The following is a 23,547-nucleotide window of genomic DNA, read 5'->3' on the forward strand; positions in this document are numbered from 1 at the left end:
CCTGTCAACTAATTTATAAAGTATATTCCGACCGTTGCAAACGGTCAAACCTTATTGAACCTGATGAGTATTGAGCCGGGGATTGTTTTAAAAAGTGGGGAATCTATTGCCCCAACTGTATACGACCTATTTGAACAACAGCGGATAAAATTACCCGATGCCGTTGCTGTTGTACATAACACTGATAGTGTTACCTATCATCAGCTTTACAAAAAAGCCGATGAACTTGCCGACGCTATCTTAACTTTTTATCCGGATTCGGAGATAATCGGAATTAGTGCAACCCGCAGCATTCATACCATAATTGGTGTACTGGCCATACTAAAAGCCGGCAAAGGTTATTTACCTCTTGATCCGGAATATCCAAAAGATCGCCTTGAAACCATTATTACCGATTCGGGTATAAAGGCGTGTATCGCGGCCTCGGATAAAAAGCATCTGTTTGAGGGCTTGCCTGTCGATATCCTGCTTGCCGACGGAACTTTTGAGCCTACTACTAAATCATTCCAGCAAACTCATTTGGCTGATGTAGCCTATGTGTTATACACCTCAGGCTCAACCGGAACCCCAAAAGGAGTATCAATGGGCAATGCGGCTTTGGTTAACCTGTTGTTATGGCAGCAGGAAAACTCAATCTCCGCCGCGGGCATCAATACCTTACAATTTGCACCCTTAACATTTGATGTATCTTTCCAGGAAATCTTCGCTACGTTAGGTACCGGTGGCACTTTGTTTTTGGTAGATGAAGAGCTACGGATTGACCCGGTTAAACTGTTACAGTTTATTGATAAGCATGCTGTCAACCGTATATTTTTGCCGTTTGTTGTATTGCAATACCTTACAGAGGCAGCGATAGCGAATAATCATATCCCGGTTTCCTTAAAAGAAATAATGACTGCCGGGGAGCAGTTAAAGATCACCCCGCAAATAGTAAGCTTTTTTAATGCGCTTCCTCAATGTGTACTTTTTAATCAGTACGGCCCTACAGAAACTCACGTAGTTACCGAGTTAAGACTGGACGGTGATGCTTCCTTATGGCCTCCACTTCCATCCATAGGTGTTGCTATCAGTAACACAGAGATCATATTGCTTGATGAAAACCTCACAAGAGTGGCCGACGGCGAAACCGGCGAATTGTGCGTTTCGGGTATAAGCCTGGCAAACGGCTACCTGAACCGGCCCGAAATGACAGCCGAAAAGTTTATCGACTGGAAAGAAGGTGATAAAACCATCCGGATCTATCGCACCGGCGACCTTGCCCGTTTTATGAACGATGGCAATATCGAATATCTTGGCCGCAGGGATACACAAGTTAAGATCCGCGGTAACCGCGTAGAAATTGGTGAAATTGAAGTGCTGATCAGTCAGCTTGAAAATATAAAACAAGCAGTGGTAACCGCCCCCGCAGATGCCGCAGGTCAAAAACGGTTGGTAGCTTATCTTGTAGCATCTGGAAATAAAGAAGATACTGAAGCTGTGCGCAAATCTCTCGAAGAACAACTTCCTGATTTTATGCTGCCTTCAGCTTACGTTTGGTTGAAAGAATTACCCAAAACAACCAGCGGCAAGGTTGACAGAAAAGCACTGCCCAAACCGGATATTAAACGCCCCGAACTCGATGTGCTCTATAAAGCACCATCAAACCCAACAGAGAAAAATATAGCCGTCATTTTAATTGAGCTGTTGCAGTTTGATAAAGTAGGCATCGATGATAATTTCTTTCAATTGGGTGGTAATTCCCTGCTTGCATTAAAGACTGTAGCGCTACTAAAACAGCGCTTTAGCTACGAAGTTCCAATTACCAAACTATACCAATATCCAACTATTGCCGGTATCGCAAAGCTGATCGGCGGCGCAAGCAAACAAACCGCCCTCCTTTCGACACAAAAAACGAGGGCGAAAGATGCCAATACAGATGTCGCCATCATTGGCATGGCAGGCCGCTTCCCGGGCGCTGATACCATTGATGAATTTTGGCAAATGCTTGCCGATGGCCGCGAAGGCACCAGCTTTTTTACCCAGGAAGAATTAGACAAATACGTTCCACTTTACGAAAAAAATAACCCTGCCTATGTAAGGGCGAGAGGCATCATCAACGGCGCCGATGAGTTTGACGCGGGATTTTTCGGCTTTAATCCTCGTGCTGCCGAACTGATGGACCCGCAACAGCGCATATTCTTAGAACTTGCATGGGAAGTATTAGAGAAAACAGGCCATCTGCCTCAAAAATATGACGGACTAACCGGTGTATTTGCAGGCTGTGGTTACAACACCTATTACAACAACAATGTATTAACCAACCCCGAGATTGTTGAAACTGTTGGTCATTTCCAGGTACGTACTTTAAATGAAAAGGATTACATAGCTACCCGTACGGCCTACCAATTAAACCTGAAAGGGCCTGCTGTTGCGGTATATTCGGCTTGTTCAACATCACTTTTGGCCGTTACACAGGCTGTAAACAGCATCCGTAGCGGGCAATGCCAGGTCGCTATCGCAGGCGCTGCATCGGTAACATCGCCTGTTAAAAGCGGCCACATTTACGAGGAAGGTGCAATGATGAGCATCGATGGGCATTGCCGCCCTTTTGATGCCGAAGCATCGGGCACTGTCTTTAGCGATGGCGCAGGCGTAGTGCTTTTAAAAAGCCTTGACGATGCCCAGCGCGATGGCGATACCATTTATGCCGTAATAAAAGGTATTGGCGTAAATAACGATGGAGCTGAAAAAGGTAGTTTCGGCGGACCAAACGCCTATGGACAGGCCGGCGCCATAGCCGCGGCCATTGCCGATGCCGGAGTAGATGCATCAACCATAAGTTATGTAGAAGCGCACGGCACCGCTACCCCATTAGGTGATCCTATAGAAATTGAAGGACTAAACCTTGCCTTCGGCGAGCAGGAGCAAAATCAGTTTTGTGCTATAGGTTCGGTTAAAAGTAACTTTGGCCACCTTACCGCGGCATCAGGAGTTGCCGGGCTGATCAAAACCGTGCTTGCTATGAGGCATAGTCAAATCCCTCCGTCGCTGTTTTTCAAAAAGATTAACCCTAATATCGACATAGAGAATACGCCGTTTTTTGTTAACGCTGAACTTAAACCCTGGAATGCTGAACTCAAACGTGCCGGTATCAGTTCATTTGGTGTAGGCGGCACCAATGTGCACGTTGTTTTGGAGGAATATAAAACAACAGAAACTATTGAACCGGCTGCGGGCAAACCTTCAAAGCTGATCAGTTGGTCGGCCAAAAGCGAAGAAAGCTTAGCCCAATACGCCGGGAAACTTGCCGCATTTGTACAGAAAAATAAAAGTATTGACCTTAACGATGTAGCTTACACGCTGCAAACAACACGTGCAGATTTTAATTATCGCCGTTTTATAGTGGCAACAGATGCTGACGACCTGATATTAAAGCTCAATGCTTCAAACACAGATCCTTCATCTGTTAAAAAGCTCAACACTATTCCTGCCGAGGTAGTATTTATGTTGCCCGGACAAGGGTCGCAATATGTAAATATGGGTCATGACCTGTATCAGAACGAACCTGTTTTTAAAGATGCGGTTGATGAATGTATTAATCTGTTGCAGGGAACTATACACACCGATCTTCTTGAGATAATCTTTGCTGATGCTGTAAACCCGCAATCGGCAGAAAGAATAAAAAACACATTATACACCCAGCCGGCACTATTCATTTTAGAATATGCTATGGCCCGCTTATGGATAAGCAAAGGCATTGAACCCGCTATATTAATGGGGCACAGCATAGGCGAGTTTGTAGCCGCACATCTGGCCGGAGTGTTCAGTCTGCCGGATGCTTTAAAACTGATATCAGAACGGGCACGATTGGTAAGCAGCGCTCCGCACGGACAAATGCTTTCGGTACGCATTGAAGAAGAACGACTAAAAGACATCTTACCTGCCGGGCTTTCTGTAGCAGCAGTAAACAGTAAAAAGCTTTGCGTAGTGGCAGGCCATGAGAGTGCAATTACAGCATTTGCGGCAGAGCTATCTGAAAAAGGAATTCCGGCAAGGCTGCTTTTAACAAGTCACGCTTTCCATTCATTAATGATGGATGATATTGTTGGGCCATTTAAAGAAGTAGTTAAATCCGTAAAGTTGAACAAGCCGGTTAAACCTCTTGTATCCACTGTAACCGGCACCTGGTTAAGTGAAGCGCAAGCAACGGATCCTGATTACTGGGCACAACACCTGCGTAACACCGTTCGTTTTGCCGATGCCCTTGATACCATTGCGGAAGATGATAGCCGCTTGCTGCTTGAATGTGGCCCGGGAAACATATTAGCTACGCTTGCCCGTCAGCATAACGCAGGTAAGAATATCCCTGTAATAGCGGGCTTTGAACAAACTGATACCTTAACAGAATATCATAGCTCGTTAAAAGCCTTGGGCCAGCTATGGCTAAATGGTATCCAACCTAATTGGGAGGCAACTTATTTAGCGCAAAACCGTAAAAAAATTGACATCCCAACCTATGCTTTTGATCATAAACGGTATTGGCTTGAACCAGCCGTAACGATAAATATTGTCCCTGAAACCTTAACCCAACAACAAACAAATACAAAACCTACGCAACCTGTACTGATGAGGAAGGATATTTTAATTGATAAACTTAAAGAGATCTTTGAAGATGCTGCCGGTATTGAAATAGATATGGCAGCAACGGGCATGAGCTTTATTGAAATAGGCTTCGACTCGCTTTCGCTTACACAAATAGCTACCAATCTAAAAAAGATCTTCAACGTACCTATTACGTTCAGAAAACTGTTTGAAGAATATAGTAGCCTCGAACTGCTTGCAATTTACCTGGATAACAATTTACCAGCCGATGCATTTCAGCCGCAGGTTGCTCCTGCTGTAAACCCCGCGTTTCAACATGGCGAAACTAACCAAGGTGCACAACCCGCAATTCAGCACCATGTGCAGACCGTTAGTACCAACGGAGCTCCGGCCTTTCCTATCGCCAATCAGGGGAGCAACGACATCGCCATCAGTTTAATATCTCAACAGTTGCAATTGCTGGCCAATCAGCTATCCTATATACAAAGCAATGCACCCGCCGCACAGGCGCCGCCTCAGCAAACTTATAATGCTCCAGCCCCTGCCGTTACGCCGGCTAAATCCTTACTTTCACTTGCTGCTGATTTTACTCCTGAAGAGCAAGTTGAATTAAAAAAACCTTTCGGCGCAACAGCACGTATCGAAAAACAGGTACAGGGTTTAACCGATAAGCAGCAGGCATTTTTAAAAGATCTTACAGAAAAATATAACGCCAAAACAAAAGGCAGTAAAGCCCAAACACAAAAGGACAGACCATACATGGCAGATCCGCGCGTGGTAAGTGGTTTCCGCCCTTTAACCAAAGAGATTGTTTACCCGCTTGTAGTTAACCGCTCAAAGGGCAATCGTGTTTGGGATATCGACGGTAATGAATATATAGACGCATTAAACGGCTTTGGCTCAAACTTTCTTGGCTACCAAACCGATGTATTAAAACAAGCTGTATTAGAGCAGGTTGAAAAGGGATACGAAATAGGTCCACAGCATGAACTTGCGGGTGAGGTTAGTAAACTGATATGCGAGTTTACCAATTTTGACCGTGCTGCTTTGTGTAATACCGGCTCCGAAGCAGTTTTAGGTGCAATGCGCATAGCGCGTACCGTAACCGGCCGTTCACTTATTGTTGCATTTAATGGCTCATACCATGGCATTAACGACGAAGTTATTGTTCGTGGCACTAAAAAATTAAAAACCGTACCTGCTGCGCCGGGCATTATGCCCGATGTGGTGCAGAATATGCTGATCCTTGACTATGGTACCGAAGAGTCATTAAAAATTATAGCCGAACGCGCGCATGAGTTAGCAGCAGTATTGGTTGAGCCGGCCCAAAGCCGTCGACCAGACTTCCGCCCTGTTGAATTTTTAAAACGTGTGAGGGAGATTACCCGGCAGTCGGAAACCGTTTTAATATTTGATGAGGTGATCACCGGTTTCAGGATGCACCCGGGTGGTGCACAGGCCATGTTTGGCATTAAAGCCGATCTGGGTACTTACGGTAAAGTAATTGGCGGTGGTATGCCTATTGGCGCTATTGCGGGTATCAGCAAATACATGGATGCGCTTGATGGAGGCAACTGGCAATTTGGTGACGACTCATCGCCTCAAGCCGGTGTAACCTATTTTGCAGGTACATTTGTACGACATCCTTTGGCTTTAGCCACCGCAAAAGCATCATTGAACTACATGAAGGAAAAAGGTCCGGCCCTGCAGGAAGGTCTTAATGCCTTGACCAAACGTTTGGCAGATGCCCTAAACGAAATTTGCGAAAAAGAAGGTTTGCCGTTGCATATCCCATCATTCGGTTCATTATGGAAAATTAAATTTGACTACGAACTGCCTTACGGCGAACTGCTGTTTACGCTGATGCGCCTTAAAGGCATCCATATCTGGGATCTGTTCCCTTGCTTTATTACAGCAGCGCATACCAATGAAGAGGTTGATCAGATCATCAAAGCTTTCAGCGATAGCGTTTATGAGCTAATTGAGGCTGGTTTTATGCCGACTAACAAACCGGAACCGGTAAAAACAGAACCAGCTAAAAATGGCCTGCCTGCAGAACCTCCTGTACCGGGTGCAAAATTAGGTCGCGATAAAGATGGTAACCCTGGCTGGTTTGTAACCGATGCAAATAATCCAGGAAAATATTTACAGGTAACGATCAGCAATAACTAACTTGACTACAAATACCTTATACGATATTATACCGGTTGAATTTGATCCTTTTGCGGGGCCTGAACTTATCGCAATAGCGCCATCAACCGAACCTCAGTTAGAGATCTGGGCGTCCTGCATTATTGGCGGCAATGAAGCCAACTGTGCATATAACGAATCTTTTTCGTTACAGCTCTCCGGTCAGCTTGACCAGGAGGCAATGTTGGAAGCTTTACAGGAAATCACTAATATGCATGAGGCATTACGCTCTGCTTTTAGTGCCGATGGTAAATCAATATGTATTTATAAAGAATTACCGCTTGATTTTAAGTTCGCCGACATGTCGGGAAAGAGTGCTGAGGAACAGCAATCCTTTATTACCGAGCAAAATAACCAAAACGCGTTTACTGCTTTTGACCTGGTTGTCGGCCCCTTGTTTAAAGTTCAGTTAATTAAATTGGATGAAAACGAGCACCGGTTAACTTTTATAGCGCATCACATTATTTGCGATGGCTGGTCAATAGGTATCATGATGCAGGATTTAAGCAAGCTTTATTCCGCTTATGCCCAGGGTGAATATATTGAATTATCGGAAGCGTCTTCATTCAGTAATTATTCAAACGAACAATCTTTATTTACTGATAGTCAGGAATATAAAAACAACGAGCAATACTGGTTAGACGAATTTAAAGGAAGCAATTATCAGCTTGATTTGCCTGCCGATCTGCCTCGCCCGGCGGTACGTACTTATAAAAGCAATCGCCTTGATTTTGATCTTGATAAGCATCTTGCTTCGGCGCTGAAGCAATTGGGCAAGACAAACGGAAGTAGCTTTGTGACCACCCTATTAGCTGCTTTTGAAGTTTTTCTGCAAAGAATAACCGGGCAGGACGAGATCATATTGGGTTTACCTGCCGCAGGCCAATCAGCCACGGGTAATTACCACTTGGTAGGGCATTGCGTCAATCTGCTTCCGTTAAGAAGCTATCCAAAAGGCGATCAATCATTCCGCAGTTATCTTAAACAGCGCAACTCCTCTATTCTCGATGCGTATGATCACCAGTTGTACACATTCGGCGAATTACTTAAAAAGCTAAGTATCCCCCGAGATGCTTCACGGGTTCCGTTGGTGCCGGTGATGTTTAACATTGATATGGGGATGGACGATGATGTTAATTTTTATGGATTGAAGCATCATCTGATAAGTAATCCGCGTGAGTATGAAAACTTCGAGATCTTTGTCAATATCTCGGGTCGCGATGAAGCTTTAGTTTTAGAATGGTCATATAACACACAGTTATTCAGCGAAAATGCTATCCGCACCATGATGGATGAATTTAGCTTTTTGCTCCATGAACTGGTAGCCGCGCCAGATACATTAATAGGTGCCATACCCGCTTCTAACCGGGAAGAGCTGATAGAAAAGCTCAAGGTTTGGAACAATACGGCAATAGCTCACCCTAAAGATAAAGCCTTATATCAGCTCATCAACTGGCAAAGTGATTCGGTTGCAGTAAAATCTGGTACACAATCATTTACTTACAGGCAACTAAATGATATCAGCAATCAGTTAGCCGCTTTATTGATTGATAAGGGAGTTAAAAAAGGTGATAAGGTTGCCTTTGCTATTGATCGTTCGATAGAAATGCTGGCGGTTATACTGGGTATTATGAAAGCCGGCGGTATCTACATTCCGCTTGATCCCCAGTTCCCACTCGAGCGGATCAATTATATGCTCGGCGACTCTAAAGCAGTGGTACTGCTAACTTCTGAAAAATACAAAGGCCTCTACCAGTCAAACGCTACCGAACTTACCTTAGAAACTGAGTGGGCCAAACTTTCAAACTACAGTACCAATACTCCGAAAGTTACGGTTACAGGTGATGATCTTGCCTATATCCTGTATACTTCAGGCTCAACAGGTATGCCTAAAGGCGTTCAGATCGGTCAACACAGCCTGGTGAACTTCCTATACAGCATGCAAAAGGAACCTGGAATGACCGCCGGGGATAAATTGCTTGCTGTAACGACAATAAGTTTTGATATTGCCGGACTCGAACTCTTTTTGCCATTATTGAGTGGCGCCCAGGTGATTATTGCCGATACAGCTACTGCAAAAGATGGTCGCGCGTTGCTTGATATTATACGTGCGGAAGGGATAACTACCATGCAGGCCACCCCATATACCTGGCGAATTATGCTTGAAGCAGGTTGGGATACAAATACCCCGGTAAAGGTAATTTGCGGCGGCGAGGCTTTTCCTAAGGAACTGACCGAAAGGATCCTCGGCAAAGCATCATCTTTATGGAACGTTTACGGCCCAACCGAAACTACCATTTGGTCGACTATTAAGGAAATCAAGGCCGAAGATCTTGCGATTACGATTGGTCGTCCTATCGATAATACTTCAATTTATATTTTAGATAAGAACCTTAATCCACTGGATACCGGTACCATAGGCGAAATATTTATTGGTGGCGATGGCCTGGCAGCCGGTTATTTAAACCAGCCCGAACTTACAGCCGAAAAATTCATAGCAGATCCTTTTTCAGCACAACCGGGAGCTAAGATGTACCGTACCGGCGATTTAGGCAGGTTTATGGATAATGGTGAAATTGAATGCCTTGGCCGTGCTGATACGCAGATCAAGATCCGTGGGTATCGGATTGAAACCGGGGAGATAGAGTATCACCTGATTAACAAACCAGACATAAAGCAGGCAGTGGTTGTAGCCCAGCCTGATAGAAATGGCGTGAATAAACTTGTTGCTTATATTGTTATAAACGACAACTACATTACCGAAGAGGAATCCACATTGATAAAAAACTGGCGGACTTCGTTAAAAAACTCCCTGCCGGACTACATGATACCTGATGATTTTATCATTATTGCTTCCATCCCCCTTACGCCAAATGGGAAGGTTGATAAAAAAGCACTGATCCAAAATAATGCTATTCCTACTGCTGAAAACATCAATTTATATGTAGCACCACGCACAGACGTGGAAAAAATGATTGCCGATATCTGGAGTGAGTTTTTAGGGATTGAGAACATCGGCGTTTACGATAACTTCTTCGAACTGGGAGGTCACTCGCTTATCGCGGTACAGGTAATGACCCGCATTGAGAAACTTACAGAGAAACGTTTGCCCCTGGCCGCGCTTTTCGAAAACTCCACGATAGAAAAGCTATCCCTCATGCTTGAAATGGATGGTAAATCCATAGTATGGGATTCGCTGGTACCTATAAAACCAAACGGCAGTAAAACACCTTTGTACATTGTGCATGGGGCTGGTCTTAACGTTTTGTTATTTAACGCATTGGCCATCAATATGCACCCGGACCAACCGGTTTATGGCTTACAGGCTAAGGGGCTTAACGGCGTTGATGAACCGCTTACCGAGATTAAAGATATTGCTGCTCATTATATCTCCGCTATACAAGCACAAAACCCCGACGGACCATATGCACTTGCGGGGTATTCTTTTGGCGGCATCATAGCTTATGAAATGGCCATACAATTGGAGGCACAAGGCAAAAAGGTAAAAATGCTTGCCATGTTTGATACCTATGCATACCGTTCGCCATTTTTTGATCCGTGGCTTACCATGCAAACCAAACGGGCTAAGTTCTTTTTACGTAAGCTGAAGTATAATCTTTTAACACCGGAGGGTCTTTCACAAAATATAGCCGACAAAACAAAAAACATTAAACGCCATGCTACGAGGCTTTTATGGCGATTTAAGAAAAATGAAAACCAGGAAGGCTTTTTTGGCTACTCAAACAAGATAGATGAGATGAACCAGCAAGCCGAAAGAAATTATCAGCTGAAGCCTTACAATATCTCCATTGAATTGTTCAGGGCTGATAACCATACCTTTTACATGGATGATTTTGAATACCTTGGCTGGCAACCTTATGCTTTAAAAGGTATCAACGTGCATCCTATTCCCGGTGAGCATAACTCAATTTTTAAAGCGCCTAACGACAAGATCTTTGCAAAAATTTTGCAAAATTGCCTCAATGAAGCTGCTAAGAAATAAGTTATGGATACAGTAAAGGTAGCAATACACTATCTCGATGCTGTTGATTGGCTGCAAAATGCCAATCCCAACCCAACTATCGACGTTAATATTGATGTATGGCGAATTAAGATTACTGACCATCTTTCGCTTATCGGGCAGCTTAAAACATTGCTGCTGCCCGATGAAATAACTCGCGCAGGCAGATATTACCAGGAAAAAGATAGGCAACGTTTTATAGTGAGCCGCGCCGCGCTAAGGATCATTTTAGGCAAGTATTTGGTTCAAAAGCCCGAAAATATCCGTTTTGAGATAGGCCCCAATAAAAAGCCCTTCGTAAAAACAACAGGGGCTATTGTAAATTATAACGTATCTCACTCAGATGAGTGGGTGACCATTGCCATATCCCAAACAAAAGTTGGTATCGATACAGAGAAAATCGACCAGTCATTTGCCTTTAAAGAAATCCTTGCTGACAACTTCAGTGCCGATGAAATCCGCTTTATCAACCAAACCGAGTCGATAGAAAAGTTTGTCCTCCTCTGGACGCGCAAAGAAGCTACAACAAAACTCACAAGTCAGGGATTGGACGAGAGGATTAAAAACATCCCCTCCCTTGATGGCGATCATCTAACAAACAGTGATATTGTTAATTCAGCTGAAGCAATAAAGCTGGTGAGCTTTAAACTTGACAGCGATAATCTGGCAACATTAGCTTACGAAAGTGACTCTGAGCCAGCTCTAAGGTTTTACGATACCGATCTTACTTCGATTTAAACAAGCCGTATTTCAGGATACAGTAAATGGCCCTTACACCATCTTTCCATCCTATCTTTTTACCCTCTTCGTACGTACGGCCGTAATATGAAATACCCACCTCATAGATCCGGATCCGGGGTACACGGGCAATTTTCTGGGTTACCTCGGGCTCAAACCCAAAACGCTTTTCAGTAAGTTTAATAGATTGGATCATCCTGGTATTAAACAATTTATAACATGTTTCCATATCTGTAAGGTTAAGATTGGAAAACCAGTTTGAGGCAAACGTAAGCCACCTGTTACCTATGGTATGCCAAAAAAACAGGATGCGGTGAGGATTGCTCCCCATAAAGCGCGAACCGTAAACCACATCGGCAAAACCCGCTACTACAGGTTTTAACAGATCGTTATATTCAGCAGGGTCGTATTCAAGGTCGGCATCCTGGATAATGAGGTAATCGCCGGTTGCTTTGGAGATACCGGTATGCAAGGCAGCCCCCTTGCCTTTATTTACCTCATGTTTAAAGTATTGGATGTTAATTTCGGGGTTACCAAGCTTGTATTTATAAATGGCGGCTTCGGTATCATCCTTTGAGCAATCATTTACAATGATCACTTCTTTTTCGATATCGTTGATCAGGTTTACCGTTTTAATTTTATCTAAAATTAAATGTATGGTGTTACCTTCGTTATAAGCCGGGATAATAATTGATAATTTTTGTATCGTCATTTATTGTATTATTGCCTGGTAGATTTTTGCCACAATTATAGTTGTATAAACCTGAACTGGCTTAATATTTTTATATTTAGTAATGCAATTTGTGCTAAAACGAGCTAAAAGTTATTTAAAAAAGCCTAAAGTCATAGTCTCGCTTTTCTTTTTGTTTGTTTTAACCCTCATATTTTGGTTTTGTTTGCCCAAACCATTATTTAATAGCCCAACATCATACGTAATTGACGATGATCAGGGTCAATTACTTGGCGCTTCCATTGCCAACGACGGTCAGTGGCGCTTTCCTTATAATGCAGATGTACCCGAAAAATTCAAGCAATGTATCATCACTTTTGAGGATAAACGCTTTGAACACCATCCCGGTTTTGACCCTATTGCCTTTAGCCGCGCCATCAAACAAAACCTGAGCTCAAAAAAAGTAAGCAGCGGCGGTAGTACCATCACCATGCAGGTGATCAGGCTGGCCACCAAACATAAGCGCAATATCTGGAGTAAGCTAAAAGAGATTTTCATGGCCATGCGCCTTGAAATAACCTACAGTAAAGACGAGATATTGGCTTTATATACCAGCAATGCCCCCTTCGGCACCAACGTTATCGGGCTGGACGCAGCGTCCTGGCGATATTTTGGCCGCAGCCCTGATAAGCTTTCCTGGGGCGAAATGGCTGCCATGGCGGTTTTACCCAATTCACCGTCGCTGGTACACCCAGGCAGGAATAGGGCCATCCTGCTCCGCAAGCGCAACTCCCTATTGGATAAATTGCATAACGCCGGTATTATAGACAGCACAACTGCTGCCCTTGCCCGGCTGGAACCCGTACCCGACAGGCCGATGCCTTTACCACAACTCGCCCCGCACCTGCTGCAACGCTTTAAAGCCGATCACCAGGCAAAGCCCGATGGTGATACCCGCATTACCAGCAGCATTAAATCATCATTGCAACAGCAGGTAAATGATATCCTGGAACAGCATCACAGTTTGTTAAAAGCAAATGATATCAACAACATAGCAGCTATTGTACTTGACGTTGAAACGGGTGCAACACTTGCTTATGCCGGCAACATCGCGCACCGGGAAGATCCGCAGATGGAAAGCGACGTTGATGTCATAGATGCGCCCAGAAGTCCTGGAAGTACTTTAAAGCCGCTGCTTTATGCCGCCATGCTGCATGACGGGCTGATATTACCCAATAGCCTGATGCCCGATGTACCCACCATGATAGCCGGCTATCATCCAGAAAACTTTGATCTGGGTTATGACGGCGCTGTACCTGCCTCGCGCGCTTTGTCCAGATCACTGAATGTACCTGCTGTTAAAATGTTGCAACAGTATAAATACGAGCGCTTTTATGATTTTTTACACAAAGCAGGCATCACCACATTGACTAAACCTGCCGATCATTATGGTCTGTCTTTAATTTTAGGTGGAGGTGAAAATACGCTTTGGGAACTAAGCGGTGCCTACGCCGATATGGCCCGTGTACTCAATCATTACAACAAAAACAGTAGCAAGTACGATCCCACCGATTTTCACAACCCTGTTTATGAAAAAAAGGCCGGTGCCAAACCGGAACTCCAAAAATCTGGATTATTAGATGCCGCTTCCATTTATTACACGTTTCAGGCTATGGAAGAAGTGATGCGCCCGGGCGAAGAAATGCTTTGGCAGCAGTTTAGTTCAAGCCAACGTGTCGCCTGGAAAACAGGAACAAGCTTCGGTTTTCGGGATGGTTGGGCTATCGGCGTTACACCCCAATATGTAGTTGGCGTTTGGGTTGGAAATACCGATGGTGAAGGGCGACCGGGATTAACCGGTATTAATACCGCTGCCCCTGCCCTGTTCGAGATCTTCAGGTTGCTACCTGTATCGCGCGATTGGTTTGAGATGCCCATGGGCGAAATGGTAAAAATAAATGTGTGCAGGCAAAGTGGTTATCGTGCGGGGCAATACTGCCAGGATATTGACGAGCAGTATGTGCCCAAAAGCGGCTTGAAAGCACCGGTTTGCCCGTATCATCAATTGGTTCACCTATCCGCCGATGCCAAATGGCAGGTAAACGGTAACTGCGAGCCCCCGGATAATATCCTGAACAAAAGCTGGTTTGTGCTGCCACCATCTATGGAGTATTATTACAAGGCCAGGAACTATCAATACCACGTACTGCCTCCTTTTCGCCCAGATTGTACCCAGGCCGAAAACGGAAACGCCATGGAAGTGATCTACCCTAAAAACGGTGCTAAAATATATGTCCCCCTTGAAGCAGATGGCACCCGCGGCCGCATGATCTGCAATGCTGCCCATCGCCAGCCTGGTATGAAGATCTTCTGGCATTTGGATGATCAATACGTTGGCGAAACCACTGACTTTCATCAAATGGCTTTGAACCCACCACCGGGAAAGCATATCCTTACTTTGGTTGATGGAAATGGCAACACCATAAGCATAGGGTTTGAGGTATTAAAAAAATAAAAGCAGAGTTCACCCAACGTTTTCACTAATTGATTCGATGATATAATAAAATCATAAATCAATTAAAATGAAAAAACTAACCTATTCCATTGTAACCTTCTTACTGGCTTTTTTTATCGTATCCGGATGTACTAAAAAAAATGACGTAATCAGTAGTCCAAAAATTGCAACCAGTAACAATGCCCTAAAAAACTCCGGCGATACTACTGTAAAAACACCTCCGGCAGATACCAGCCAGCTTGTTGCCCTAACCGGAGACAAGATTACGTTGGCTCCCGGGTATCATCAAAATGCTGCCGGCGATAGCGTTGCCATTTCCTTCAACGCGGTAACAACTAACCGGTATTGTTCAAACGGCCTGTTGAAATTCCACAACACGCTTGACGCAAACAACAACTTCTTCATTGATTTTCTCAATGTACAGGAGCCTCTCGTTTGTCACGGTACCGGCGATATCCCTATGGTGGCAGCGATAAACTTTCAAAAAAGCTATCTGGTAAACGGCAGTCACCCGTTAAAAATAACCCTTAATGGTACCACTTATACCGGTAACATCATCGTTTCGGCAAACAGCATCACTTTCGACTGGAATTATTCCACAGGCATTGTAATATCACCTAAAACCTTAACACGATAATTAATTCTATCAGGAAATCGATCATATCAGTTTGCTTCGGCAGACTGATATGACCGATTTTCCTGTAAAATCATATAGCGGAAAAATAATTTGAAAAAAAATCTACATTTTACCCAACGTTTGATGACTTGTATCCGAAGAGGTAATTACAATCATTTAAACGTGATTTTTTTGAATGAACCTAAGCAAGAAGCAAACAGAGAGGCTGGTAAAAGGGTGTATCAATAACGACCGAACGGCGCAGGAAGCCTTGTACAAATTATTTTATGCAGAGATGCTTCGCGTTTGCTATAGTTACATACCTGATAAAGAGCTGGCGAAAGAGGCTTTCAATAACGGGTTCCTGAAAGTTTTCCAGTCTGTAAATAACTTCGATATTGAAAAAGGCGAGTTGGGTGGATGGATCAGGAAAATCATGATCTATACCTCAATTGACCTGTGCAGGAAGGAGTTGAAATTTAACACCGTAAGTTTTGATATCCATGAGCATGACGATTATTTCATCTCCGCCTCGGCCCTGGAGAAACTTTATTTTGAAGATATTCTGCAAAGCATCCGTACCCTGCCCCTTGCTACCCAAACTGTTTTCAACCTATCAGTACTTGATGGGTTTACACACAAAGAAATAGGCGAACAACTTAGTATCAGCGAAGGCACATCCCGCTGGCATTTGGCCGAGGCGAAGAGAAAATTAAGAGAGTTGCTGGAACCAGGCAGCATCCAGTCGAAAGAAAGGAGTGAAATAAAACGATGAAAGATTTATTTAAAGACCCCGATCTTTGGCGGCAAAAACGCGATCAGCTACCGGTTGATGCTGAAGCTCAAAGCGGATGGCAGGAAATGCAATCTATCCTTGATAAGCATTTACCTTTGCTACCTTTAGCTACCGCTCCACATGCTTCAAAAGTGGCAAAAGCCATAAAAGCTATTAAGGCGATGAAAGCTACATCGATATTAATAGCCTCGCTAACTGTGGCCACAGTTAGCGGCACAGTCATTTATATTGTTAAAACCAGGCAACATCAAAATACATCTCACCATCAGCCCCAAAAACACAGGCAAGCAATAGGCAAAGACAGTTTAAATATCGTTATGACTATTGACTCAATAGACCTCAATACCAAAACTGATAGCTTATACGCCTCACAAAAATTAACACCATCCATCAATAAAACAGACAGCAATAATAGCGTAACAATTGCGGCCCAGGTCAATAGCAACAATATTAATCACGGAAGCGTAGCTTTAAAAAACAATAAATCGGCGATAAACCAGCAAGTAGCTAACGGTAGTAATACACAGGCAAACTCAACCTTATCGCTAAATCATAATAGTACTGGTTATCTAACTTCGGGAAATTACCGAAGTAATCACTTACAAGTATCCGCAGAGAACGCGATTTCCCAAAAAGGCACAAATTCAAGCTCCAATGGTACATCTGAGGAAAGTTCATCGGATGAGGTAACGCGGAATAGCAATTCTGCAAATAACAACGTTATGCTGCTTTCAGCCAATAAAACCAGCATGGCCCAATTATTCGAGATGAACAATAATTCGTTCATTAAGCCTCAGATATTCTCTAATCAGCCCCTATCAAAATTTGTAATAACTGATGCTTATAGAGCAGTCCGGGGCAGCGCTAATCAAATCAAAAACTCAAACAATAAAAACAAAGCAAATAAAAATCCATCAGCAAAAAACGGCAAAGCAAAAGGTGCTAAAATCACATCGTCAAGGCCGTTATCGGCCGTATTCGCTAATATGGACTGGGGATTTTTATTAGGTGCCAATACTTCCGGAAGCTTTACACCAGGTTCGCAAAACAGGAATATCTATGGTAGTTTCCCTATTGATATTTATCCCGGGCTATTTGGTACCTATCATTTAAACGATAAATGGGCCATAAACGCGCAGGTACGATTTTTAACGCCGCTTAATCTGGGTGGCTCATATGACAATAAGAGTTTCAGCCAAGTTGATTCTGCACAATTTGTCAAAGTAACCGATTCACGAAAAGCTTATTTTGTAAATGTGCCCATCCACGTGATGTACAAGATCAACAACAATATCAGCATAAAAGGCGGACCAGTTATTAATCTCCCTATTAAACAAATCAATAGCAACACCAGTTTGCAGCGGCTGGACATGAATCTTGACACTATATACTTTGCTAATGCCCAAAACAAAATAAAGACAACCAGGTACGATCAAAAAATAAACTTCGGCTTATCGGGCGGCGTAAGCGTTCAGTTTAACAGGTTACTATTTGAGGCTGTGTATCAAAAAAGCCTTAACGGATACCAGGTTATTTCTGATTTTGGTAACTATAAAACCAATCCCGGAACGTTGCAGTTTAGTGTTGGCTTTAAGTTAAATGGTTCAAAGCATCATTAAAATACCATTTTTAAAAATTGATTCAGCATGCAAAGCCGTATCCATACTTAAGATAAAAACTATCATTATCTTGCCTCCATAATTTTCAACCGGATGCTTGAACAGTATGATCTGCATAATTTACTGGTAATTGATATTGAAACTGTACCGCAGTACAGCAGTCACGAACAGCTACCCGAAAATCTGCAGGTTTTATGGGAACTAAAAACCCGGCATCAGCGCAAAGACGAACCTGCCGATGTTCACTACGAGCGTGCCGGGATCTGGGCCGAGTTTGGTAAAATAGTTTGCATTTCCGCCGGGATTTTTACAGCAGGAAAGAACGTAGGTTTGCGGGTGAAGTCGTTTGCATCGCACGATGAAAAAGAATTGTTGACCAAGTTTTCGAACCTGTTGTTCAGTCAGCCCGCTAACCTCGTTTTGTGTGCCCATAACGGTAAGGAGTTTGACTTCCCATATATCTGCCGCAGACTGTTAGTAAATGGTATGCCCTTTCCGCAGCAACTGCAAATAGCGGGCAAAAAGCCCTGGGAGGTTGCCCATTTAGATACCATGGAGCTTTGGAAATTTGGCGATCACAAACATTATACATCCTTAAACCTGCTCACTACTATTTTTAATATTCCAACCTCCAAGGATGATATTGACGGCAGCGATGTAGGTCGTGTTTACTGGCATGAAAACCAGTTGGAACGTATTTGCACGTATTGCCAAAAGGATGTGGTTGCAACAGCACAATTGCTGAGGCGTTACCGGGGCGAAGAATTGATTCCCGACGAATTTATAACCGTTGTAGGCTGATGCTTAAAGTAAACGATCTGTCGGTTAGTTTTAAGAATGGTAAAAGCCAGTTCGAGGCCGTAAAGGGAATTTCCTTTACGCTTGATAAGGGCGAAACCATTGGCATTGTAGGCGAATCCGGGTCCGGCAAATCTGTAACTTCCCTTGCGTTGATGCGCTTGCTGAATGAAGATCAGGCTGTAATAAACGGCTCTGTGCTTTTAAATGGAGTCTGTCTGTGCAGGTTATCTGAAAATGAGATGCAGCAGGTACGCGGCAACCAGGTGGCCATGATCTTCCAGGAACCGATGACATCGCTTAACCCGGTACTTACCTGCGGTTTTCAACTTACTGAAGCCATCCGGCTGCATTTGGGTGTAACAAAAGCCGAAGCAAAACAAAGAACTATTGATTTGTTCAAGGAAGTTCAGCTGCCCCGGCCGGAAGCTATATTTGACAGCTATCCCCACCAAATTTCAGGCGGACAAAAACAACGGGTAATGATTGCCATGGCTTTGGCCTGTAACCCTGAGATACTGATTGCCGATGAACCTACCACCGCCCTTGACGTTACGGTACAAAAAACCATTATCGAGCTCCTGCACAAGCTTAAGGCCGAAAGGCACATGAGCCTTATCTTTATATCGCATGATTTAGGCGTGATCAGGGAAATTGCCGACAGGGTTTTGGTGATGTATAAAGGCGAAATTGTGGAAGAAGCTACCGTAGATGAGCTTTTTGCCAGCCCTAAACATCCATACACCAAAGGCTTACTGGCCTGTCGCCCTACCCCTCAGCAGCATTTAAAAAAGCTGCCTGTTGTAGCCGATTTCCTGGACGAAGGAAAACCCGCAGTGACTATTGAAAGCATCAGGGAGTTATACTATTATCCGGATATCGAAATTGCTGCAAGAAAACGTCGGTTATATGCGCAACAGCCGCTGCTAAAGGCCGAAAAACTAAATACATGGTTCCCTACGGATACAGGCCTGTTTAAACGGAAAGACCACGTTGTAAAAGCAGTAAACAACGTAAGCTTTGATGTATATCCGGGCGAGACTTTAGGGCTGGTCGGCGAATCTGGATGTGGCAAAACTACCTTAGGCCGAAGTATTTTAAGATTGATAGAACCTACGTCGGGCAAGGTTTCTTTTGAAGGAACCGATCTTCGCGGGCTTAAAAAGAATGAGTTGAGACAGATCAGGAAAGATATCCAGATTATTTTTCAGGATCCTTATTCATCATTAAATCCTAAGCTTACCGTTGGGCAATCGCTTATGGAACCTTTACAGGTACACCAGTTTTACAGCAATGATGCCACTCGCAAACGTAAAGTGCTTGAGTTGCTTGAACGGGTTAACCTGCAACCAGCGCACTTTAACCGTTATCCACATGAATTTTCGGGCGGGCAACGGCAGCGGATCGTGATAGCGCGGGCCCTGGCACTTCAGCCCAAGTTCATCATTTGTGACGAATCTGTTTCGGCGCTTGATGTATCAGTGCAGGCCCAGGTACTCAACCTGATTCGCGAGTTGCAGGATGAACTTAAGCTTACTTACATTTTCATCTCCCACGACCTGGCTGTGATCAAGCATATTTCCGACCGGATGATGGTTATGAACAAGGGAGAAATAGTTGAAACAGGCTATCCTGATGATATATATTACCGACCTAAAGAAGAATACACCAAAAGATTGATCGCCTCGATACCGGGTTGATAAAACGGAGTATACTCCTCACTAATTGAATCAATCCGGCACTTCAAAATTCAGTATCTTTGATGCAAATACTATCCTATGTCTAAACGTAAGAAAAACAACTCTTCTATACACCAAGTACTTACCCAAATGGTACTTGATATATTTGAACAAAACGGCAATACGCCACTCAACTATAAACAGGTTTCTGCTAAACTAAACGTTCGTGATTCCGAAGCGCGTGAGATCATCTATGAAATCTTAAAAGATGAGGTCAAAAAATCAGTACTCAAAGAAATTTCCCCGGGCAAATTTCAGCTGCTTGAACTTAAAACCTTTATTGAAGGTGTGGTAGACCTTACCAATGATGGCTCGGCTTTCATCGTCACCGACGACGAATTTGAGAGCGACATTTTTATTGCTCCCCGCAAACTCCGCACCGCGCTTAATGGCGACCGTGTTAAGGTTTACGTATATGCCAAAAGTAAAGGCAAACATAAAGAGGGCGAAGTTATTGAGATCATCCATCGTGCTAAAATGGAGTTTACCGGCGTGGTTAAACTTTCCGAGCGCTATGCATTCTTCATTCCCGACGACCGCAAGATGATGCACGATATTTTTATCCCCATCTCCGAGTTGAACGGTGCTAAAAATGGCATCAAAGCCGTTGCCGAAATTACCGACTGGCCAACAGAAGCTAAAAACCCTATCGGCCGTATCAAACATGTGTTAGGCGCACAGGGCGAAAACGATACGGAAATGAATGCCATCCTGGCCGAATATGGTTTTCCGTTATCATTCCCCGCCGAAGTAGAACATGATGCCGAAGAAATTCCAGACGTGATCACTCCCGAAGAAATTGCCAAACGCCGCGATTTCCGTAACATTACCACTTTTACCATCGATCCATTTGACGCCAAGGATTTTGACGATGCCCTATCCTATCGCGTACTGGAAAACGGCAATTACGAAGTTGGCGTTCACATTGCCGATGTATCACATTATATCATCCCTGACTCGGCTTTGGATAAAGAAGCTTTGGACAGGGCAACTTCGGTTTACCTTGTTGACAGGGTGATCCCGATGCTTCCCGAAAGATTATCAAACGGTCTTTGCTCCCTTCGCCCTAAAGAAGAAAAGCTTTGCTTTTCGGCGGTGTTTGAGTTGGACGAGAATGCCAACATCGTTACCGAATGGTATGGTAAAACCGTCATTTACTCTGATAGGCGTTTCACTTATGAAGAGGTCCAAGAGGTAATAGAAACCGGCGAAGGCGACTTTAAGGAAGAAATATTTAAGTTAAACGCGTTAGCTTATAAACTTCGCGAGCGCAAGTTTAAAAACGGCGCTATTAGCTTTGAAACTACCGAGGTTAAATTCAAACTTAATGAAACCGGTAAACCAATTGGAGTGTATGTAAAAGAGCGTAAAGACGCCCATAAACTCATTGAAGATTTCATGTTGCTGGCCAACCGTAAGGTAGCCGAGCATGTAAGCAAAATGGGTAAAGGCAAACACAAATACACTTTTGTTTATCGCGTACATGATTCGCCTAAGCCCGACGCTCTGGCTAATTTTGCACAGTTTGCCGCAAGGTTTGGGTATAAGATCAACACGAAATCTGACAAGGAAACTGCTAAATCACTTAATTATCTGATGGAAGATGTTGAGGGTAAAAAAGAACAGAACGTATTAACGCACCTTGCCATACGCTCTATGGCCAAAGCTGTATATACTACTAAAAGCAGCAGCCACTACGGTTTGGCCTTTGATCATTACACACATTTTACTTCACCAATCCGCCGTTACCCGGATGTGATGGTACACAGGTTGCTGTTCCATTATTTAAATGGCGGACAGTCGGCCAATGCCGAGTTTTATGAAAAACTGTGCTCGCACAGCTCTTTAATGGAGAAAAAAGCGGCAGATGCAGAACGATCTTCAGTAAAATATAAACAAGCTGAGTATCTTCGCGACCAGGTTGGCAACATCTTTATGGGTATCATATCAGGTGTTACAGAATGGGGCATGTATGTAGAGATCATCGAAAACAAGTGCGAAGGCATGATCCGCCTGCGCGATATTTCAGACGATTTTTATACTTTGGACGAGAAAAACTACGCCATCATTGGCCAGCGTAAAAAGAAGATCTATCAATTGGGCGATGAAGTCAAGATCAAAGTAAAACAAGTTGATCTGACCAAGAAGCAGATAGATTTTATATTGGTACAGGATTGATAAATTAACCTTGATTTACTTGATTTCAGGATTACCCGGTATGATTGGCAAATTCATATCAGGAAATCAAAGAATCAGGAAAATCAAGGTTCCACTTAAAAAATGAAACAACTTACAGAGTTACAGTTACTGATAAATGATGCAGTTGGCAAACTAAGCTACCCGGCTTATCCTGCCGATTTGTATGAACCGATAAGCTATATTTTATCTATTGGCGGCAAACGCATGCGCCCGGCCCTGCTCCTGCTGGCTTGTGACCTTTTTGGCGGCGACGTTGAAAAGGCTATTGAACCGGCATTGGCTATTGAGGTATTCCACAATTTCACGCTGATGCATGATGATATTATGGACAAAGCCCCTTTGCGCCGTGGCAAGGCAACCGTTCATGAAAAATGGAATGCCAATGTGGCTATCCTCTCGGGCGACGCCATGATGGTAGAGGCCAACCGAATGATGATGAAGGTTGACGACGCCATTTTACGTAAGGTGCTTGACGTTTTTAACGATACTGCCACCGGCGTTTGTGAAGGCCAGCAGATTGATATGAGCTTTGAACAACGTAACGACGTAAGTATTGAAGAGTACATCAACATGATCCGCCTTAAAACGGCGGTATTATTGGGAGGCACGTTAAAAATTGGTTCCATTGTTGGCGGGGCTGCTTCAACCGACGCAGACCTGATTGATGCGTTTGGTGTAAACCTGGGTATCGCGTTCCAGCTGCAGGACGATATATTAGATGTTTATGGCGATCCGGAAAAGTTTGGTAAACAGGTTGGCGGGGATATCATCTCCAATAAAAAAACCTTTTTGCTGATCCGTGCGCTTGAACTGGCTAAAGGAGCTCAGGCACAAACGTTAAACCATTGGCTAAATGCCACCGAGTTTGATAATGCAGAAAAGGTTAAGGCCATAACAGAGATTTACAACCAGCTCGATATCAGGCAGCATGCAGAAGAAGCCATGCAGACCTATGCCGAAAAATCCTTTGCTGCCCTTGATGCCATTAATTTACCCGAAGACCATAAACAATACCTTCGCGATTTTGCGGATGGTTTGCTGGTGAGGGAGAATTGATTTATATTT

General features: G+C 43.8%; 12 protein-coding genes. 11 read left to right on the plus strand and 1 reads right to left on the minus strand.

Annotated features, from left to right (window positions below; translation table 11 throughout):
- Positions 1-63: 63 nt before the first annotated feature.
- From EAH55_RS31585 to EAH55_RS14940, 3 genes are read left to right on the plus strand one after another with little or no spacing between them, the layout of a single operon-like run.
- The gene (locus tag EAH55_RS31585) at positions 64-6,753 is read left to right on the plus strand and encodes a polyketide synthase (protein ID WP_121810366.1); all 6,690 of its coding nucleotides are present in this window, start codon (positions 64-66) and stop codon (positions 6,751-6,753) included.
- Position 6,754: 1 nt separating this feature from the next.
- Complete coding sequence (locus EAH55_RS14935) at positions 6,755-10,774, plus strand: non-ribosomal peptide synthetase (RefSeq protein WP_121810367.1); 4,020 nt, start codon at positions 6,755-6,757, stop codon at positions 10,772-10,774.
- A 3-nt stretch (positions 10,775-10,777) separates the two neighbouring features.
- On the plus strand, positions 10,778-11,530 hold the full coding sequence (locus tag EAH55_RS14940; protein WP_121810368.1) for a 4'-phosphopantetheinyl transferase family protein: 753 nt from the start codon (positions 10,778-10,780) through the stop codon (positions 11,528-11,530).
- Here EAH55_RS14940 and EAH55_RS14945 read toward each other — a convergent pair.
- Positions 11,517-12,242 carry a glycosyltransferase family 2 protein gene (locus tag EAH55_RS14945; RefSeq protein ID WP_112570182.1) on the minus strand — a complete coding sequence of 242 codons (726 nt, stop codon included), beginning with the start codon at positions 12,240-12,242 and terminating at the stop codon, positions 11,517-11,519. The genes EAH55_RS14940 and EAH55_RS14945 overlap by 14 nt on opposite strands.
- Before the next feature lie 184 nt (positions 12,243-12,426).
- Between EAH55_RS14945 and pbpC the strand changes: the two genes are divergently transcribed.
- The 8 genes from pbpC to EAH55_RS14985 all read left to right on the plus strand — a co-directional run bounded on the left by pbpC (position 12,427) and on the right by EAH55_RS14985 (position 23,538).
- A complete protein-coding gene (gene pbpC, locus EAH55_RS14950) occupies positions 12,427-14,715 on the plus strand; it encodes a penicillin-binding protein 1C (RefSeq protein WP_317127572.1) in 2,289 nt (762 codons plus the stop codon).
- A gap of 67 nt (positions 14,716-14,782) precedes the next feature.
- Positions 14,783-15,352 carry a hypothetical protein gene (locus EAH55_RS14955; RefSeq protein WP_121810370.1) on the plus strand — a complete coding sequence of 190 codons (570 nt, stop codon included), beginning with the start codon at positions 14,783-14,785 and terminating at the stop codon, positions 15,350-15,352.
- A 175-nt stretch (positions 15,353-15,527) separates the two neighbouring features.
- On the plus strand, positions 15,528-16,106 hold the full coding sequence (locus EAH55_RS14960; RefSeq protein WP_121810371.1) for an RNA polymerase sigma factor: 579 nt from the start codon (positions 15,528-15,530) through the stop codon (positions 16,104-16,106).
- Positions 16,103-17,746 carry an outer membrane beta-barrel protein gene (locus EAH55_RS14965; protein WP_121810372.1) on the plus strand — a complete coding sequence of 548 codons (1,644 nt, stop codon included), beginning with the start codon at positions 16,103-16,105 and terminating at the stop codon, positions 17,744-17,746. Before EAH55_RS14960 ends, EAH55_RS14965 begins: the two co-directional genes overlap by 4 nt.
- A 93-nt stretch (positions 17,747-17,839) precedes the next feature.
- Entirely contained in the window at positions 17,840-18,547 is a 708-nt protein-coding gene (locus EAH55_RS14970) for a 3'-5' exonuclease (RefSeq protein ID WP_121810373.1), read from the plus strand.
- Positions 18,547-20,244: an ABC transporter ATP-binding protein gene (locus EAH55_RS14975; RefSeq protein WP_121810374.1), complete on the plus strand. Its 1,698-nt coding sequence runs from the start codon at positions 18,547-18,549 to the stop codon at positions 20,242-20,244. Before EAH55_RS14970 ends, EAH55_RS14975 begins: the two co-directional genes overlap by 1 nt.
- A 78-nt stretch (positions 20,245-20,322) precedes the next feature.
- Complete coding sequence (gene rnr, locus EAH55_RS14980; RefSeq protein WP_121810375.1) at positions 20,323-22,461, plus strand: ribonuclease R; 2,139 nt, start codon at positions 20,323-20,325, stop codon at positions 22,459-22,461.
- 102 nt (positions 22,462-22,563) lie between these two features.
- Positions 22,564-23,538, plus strand: coding sequence for a polyprenyl synthetase family protein (locus tag EAH55_RS14985; protein ID WP_121810376.1), 975 nt, complete (start codon positions 22,564-22,566; stop codon positions 23,536-23,538).
- Positions 23,539-23,547 lie beyond the last annotated feature (9 nt).

Origin of the sequence: Mucilaginibacter kameinonensis (assembly GCF_003675385.1) — a bacterium.
Lineage (GTDB): Bacteria > Bacteroidota > Bacteroidia > Sphingobacteriales > Sphingobacteriaceae > Mucilaginibacter > Mucilaginibacter kameinonensis.

Coding starts and splice junctions, on each gene's coding strand:
- EAH55_RS31585 (WP_121810366.1), top strand. CDS start 64: ATGAGTATTGAGCCGGGGATTGTTTTAAAAAGTGGGGAATCTATTGCC.
- EAH55_RS14940 (WP_121810368.1), top strand. CDS start 10,778: ATGGATACAGTAAAGGTAGCAATACACTATCTCGATGCTGTTGATTGG.
- EAH55_RS14945 (WP_112570182.1), bottom strand. CDS start 12,242: ATGACGATACAAAAATTATCAATTATTATCCCGGCTTATAACGAAGGT.
- EAH55_RS14955 (WP_121810370.1), top strand. CDS start 14,783: ATGAAAAAACTAACCTATTCCATTGTAACCTTCTTACTGGCTTTTTTT.
- EAH55_RS14960 (WP_121810371.1), top strand. CDS start 15,528: ATGAACCTAAGCAAGAAGCAAACAGAGAGGCTGGTAAAAGGGTGTATC.
- EAH55_RS14965 (WP_121810372.1), top strand. CDS start 16,103: ATGAAAGATTTATTTAAAGACCCCGATCTTTGGCGGCAAAAACGCGAT.
- EAH55_RS14970 (WP_121810373.1), top strand. CDS start 17,840: ATGCTTGAACAGTATGATCTGCATAATTTACTGGTAATTGATATTGAA.
- EAH55_RS14975 (WP_121810374.1), top strand. CDS start 18,547: ATGCTTAAAGTAAACGATCTGTCGGTTAGTTTTAAGAATGGTAAAAGC.
- rnr (WP_121810375.1), top strand. CDS start 20,323: ATGTCTAAACGTAAGAAAAACAACTCTTCTATACACCAAGTACTTACC.
- EAH55_RS14985 (WP_121810376.1), top strand. CDS start 22,564: ATGAAACAACTTACAGAGTTACAGTTACTGATAAATGATGCAGTTGGC.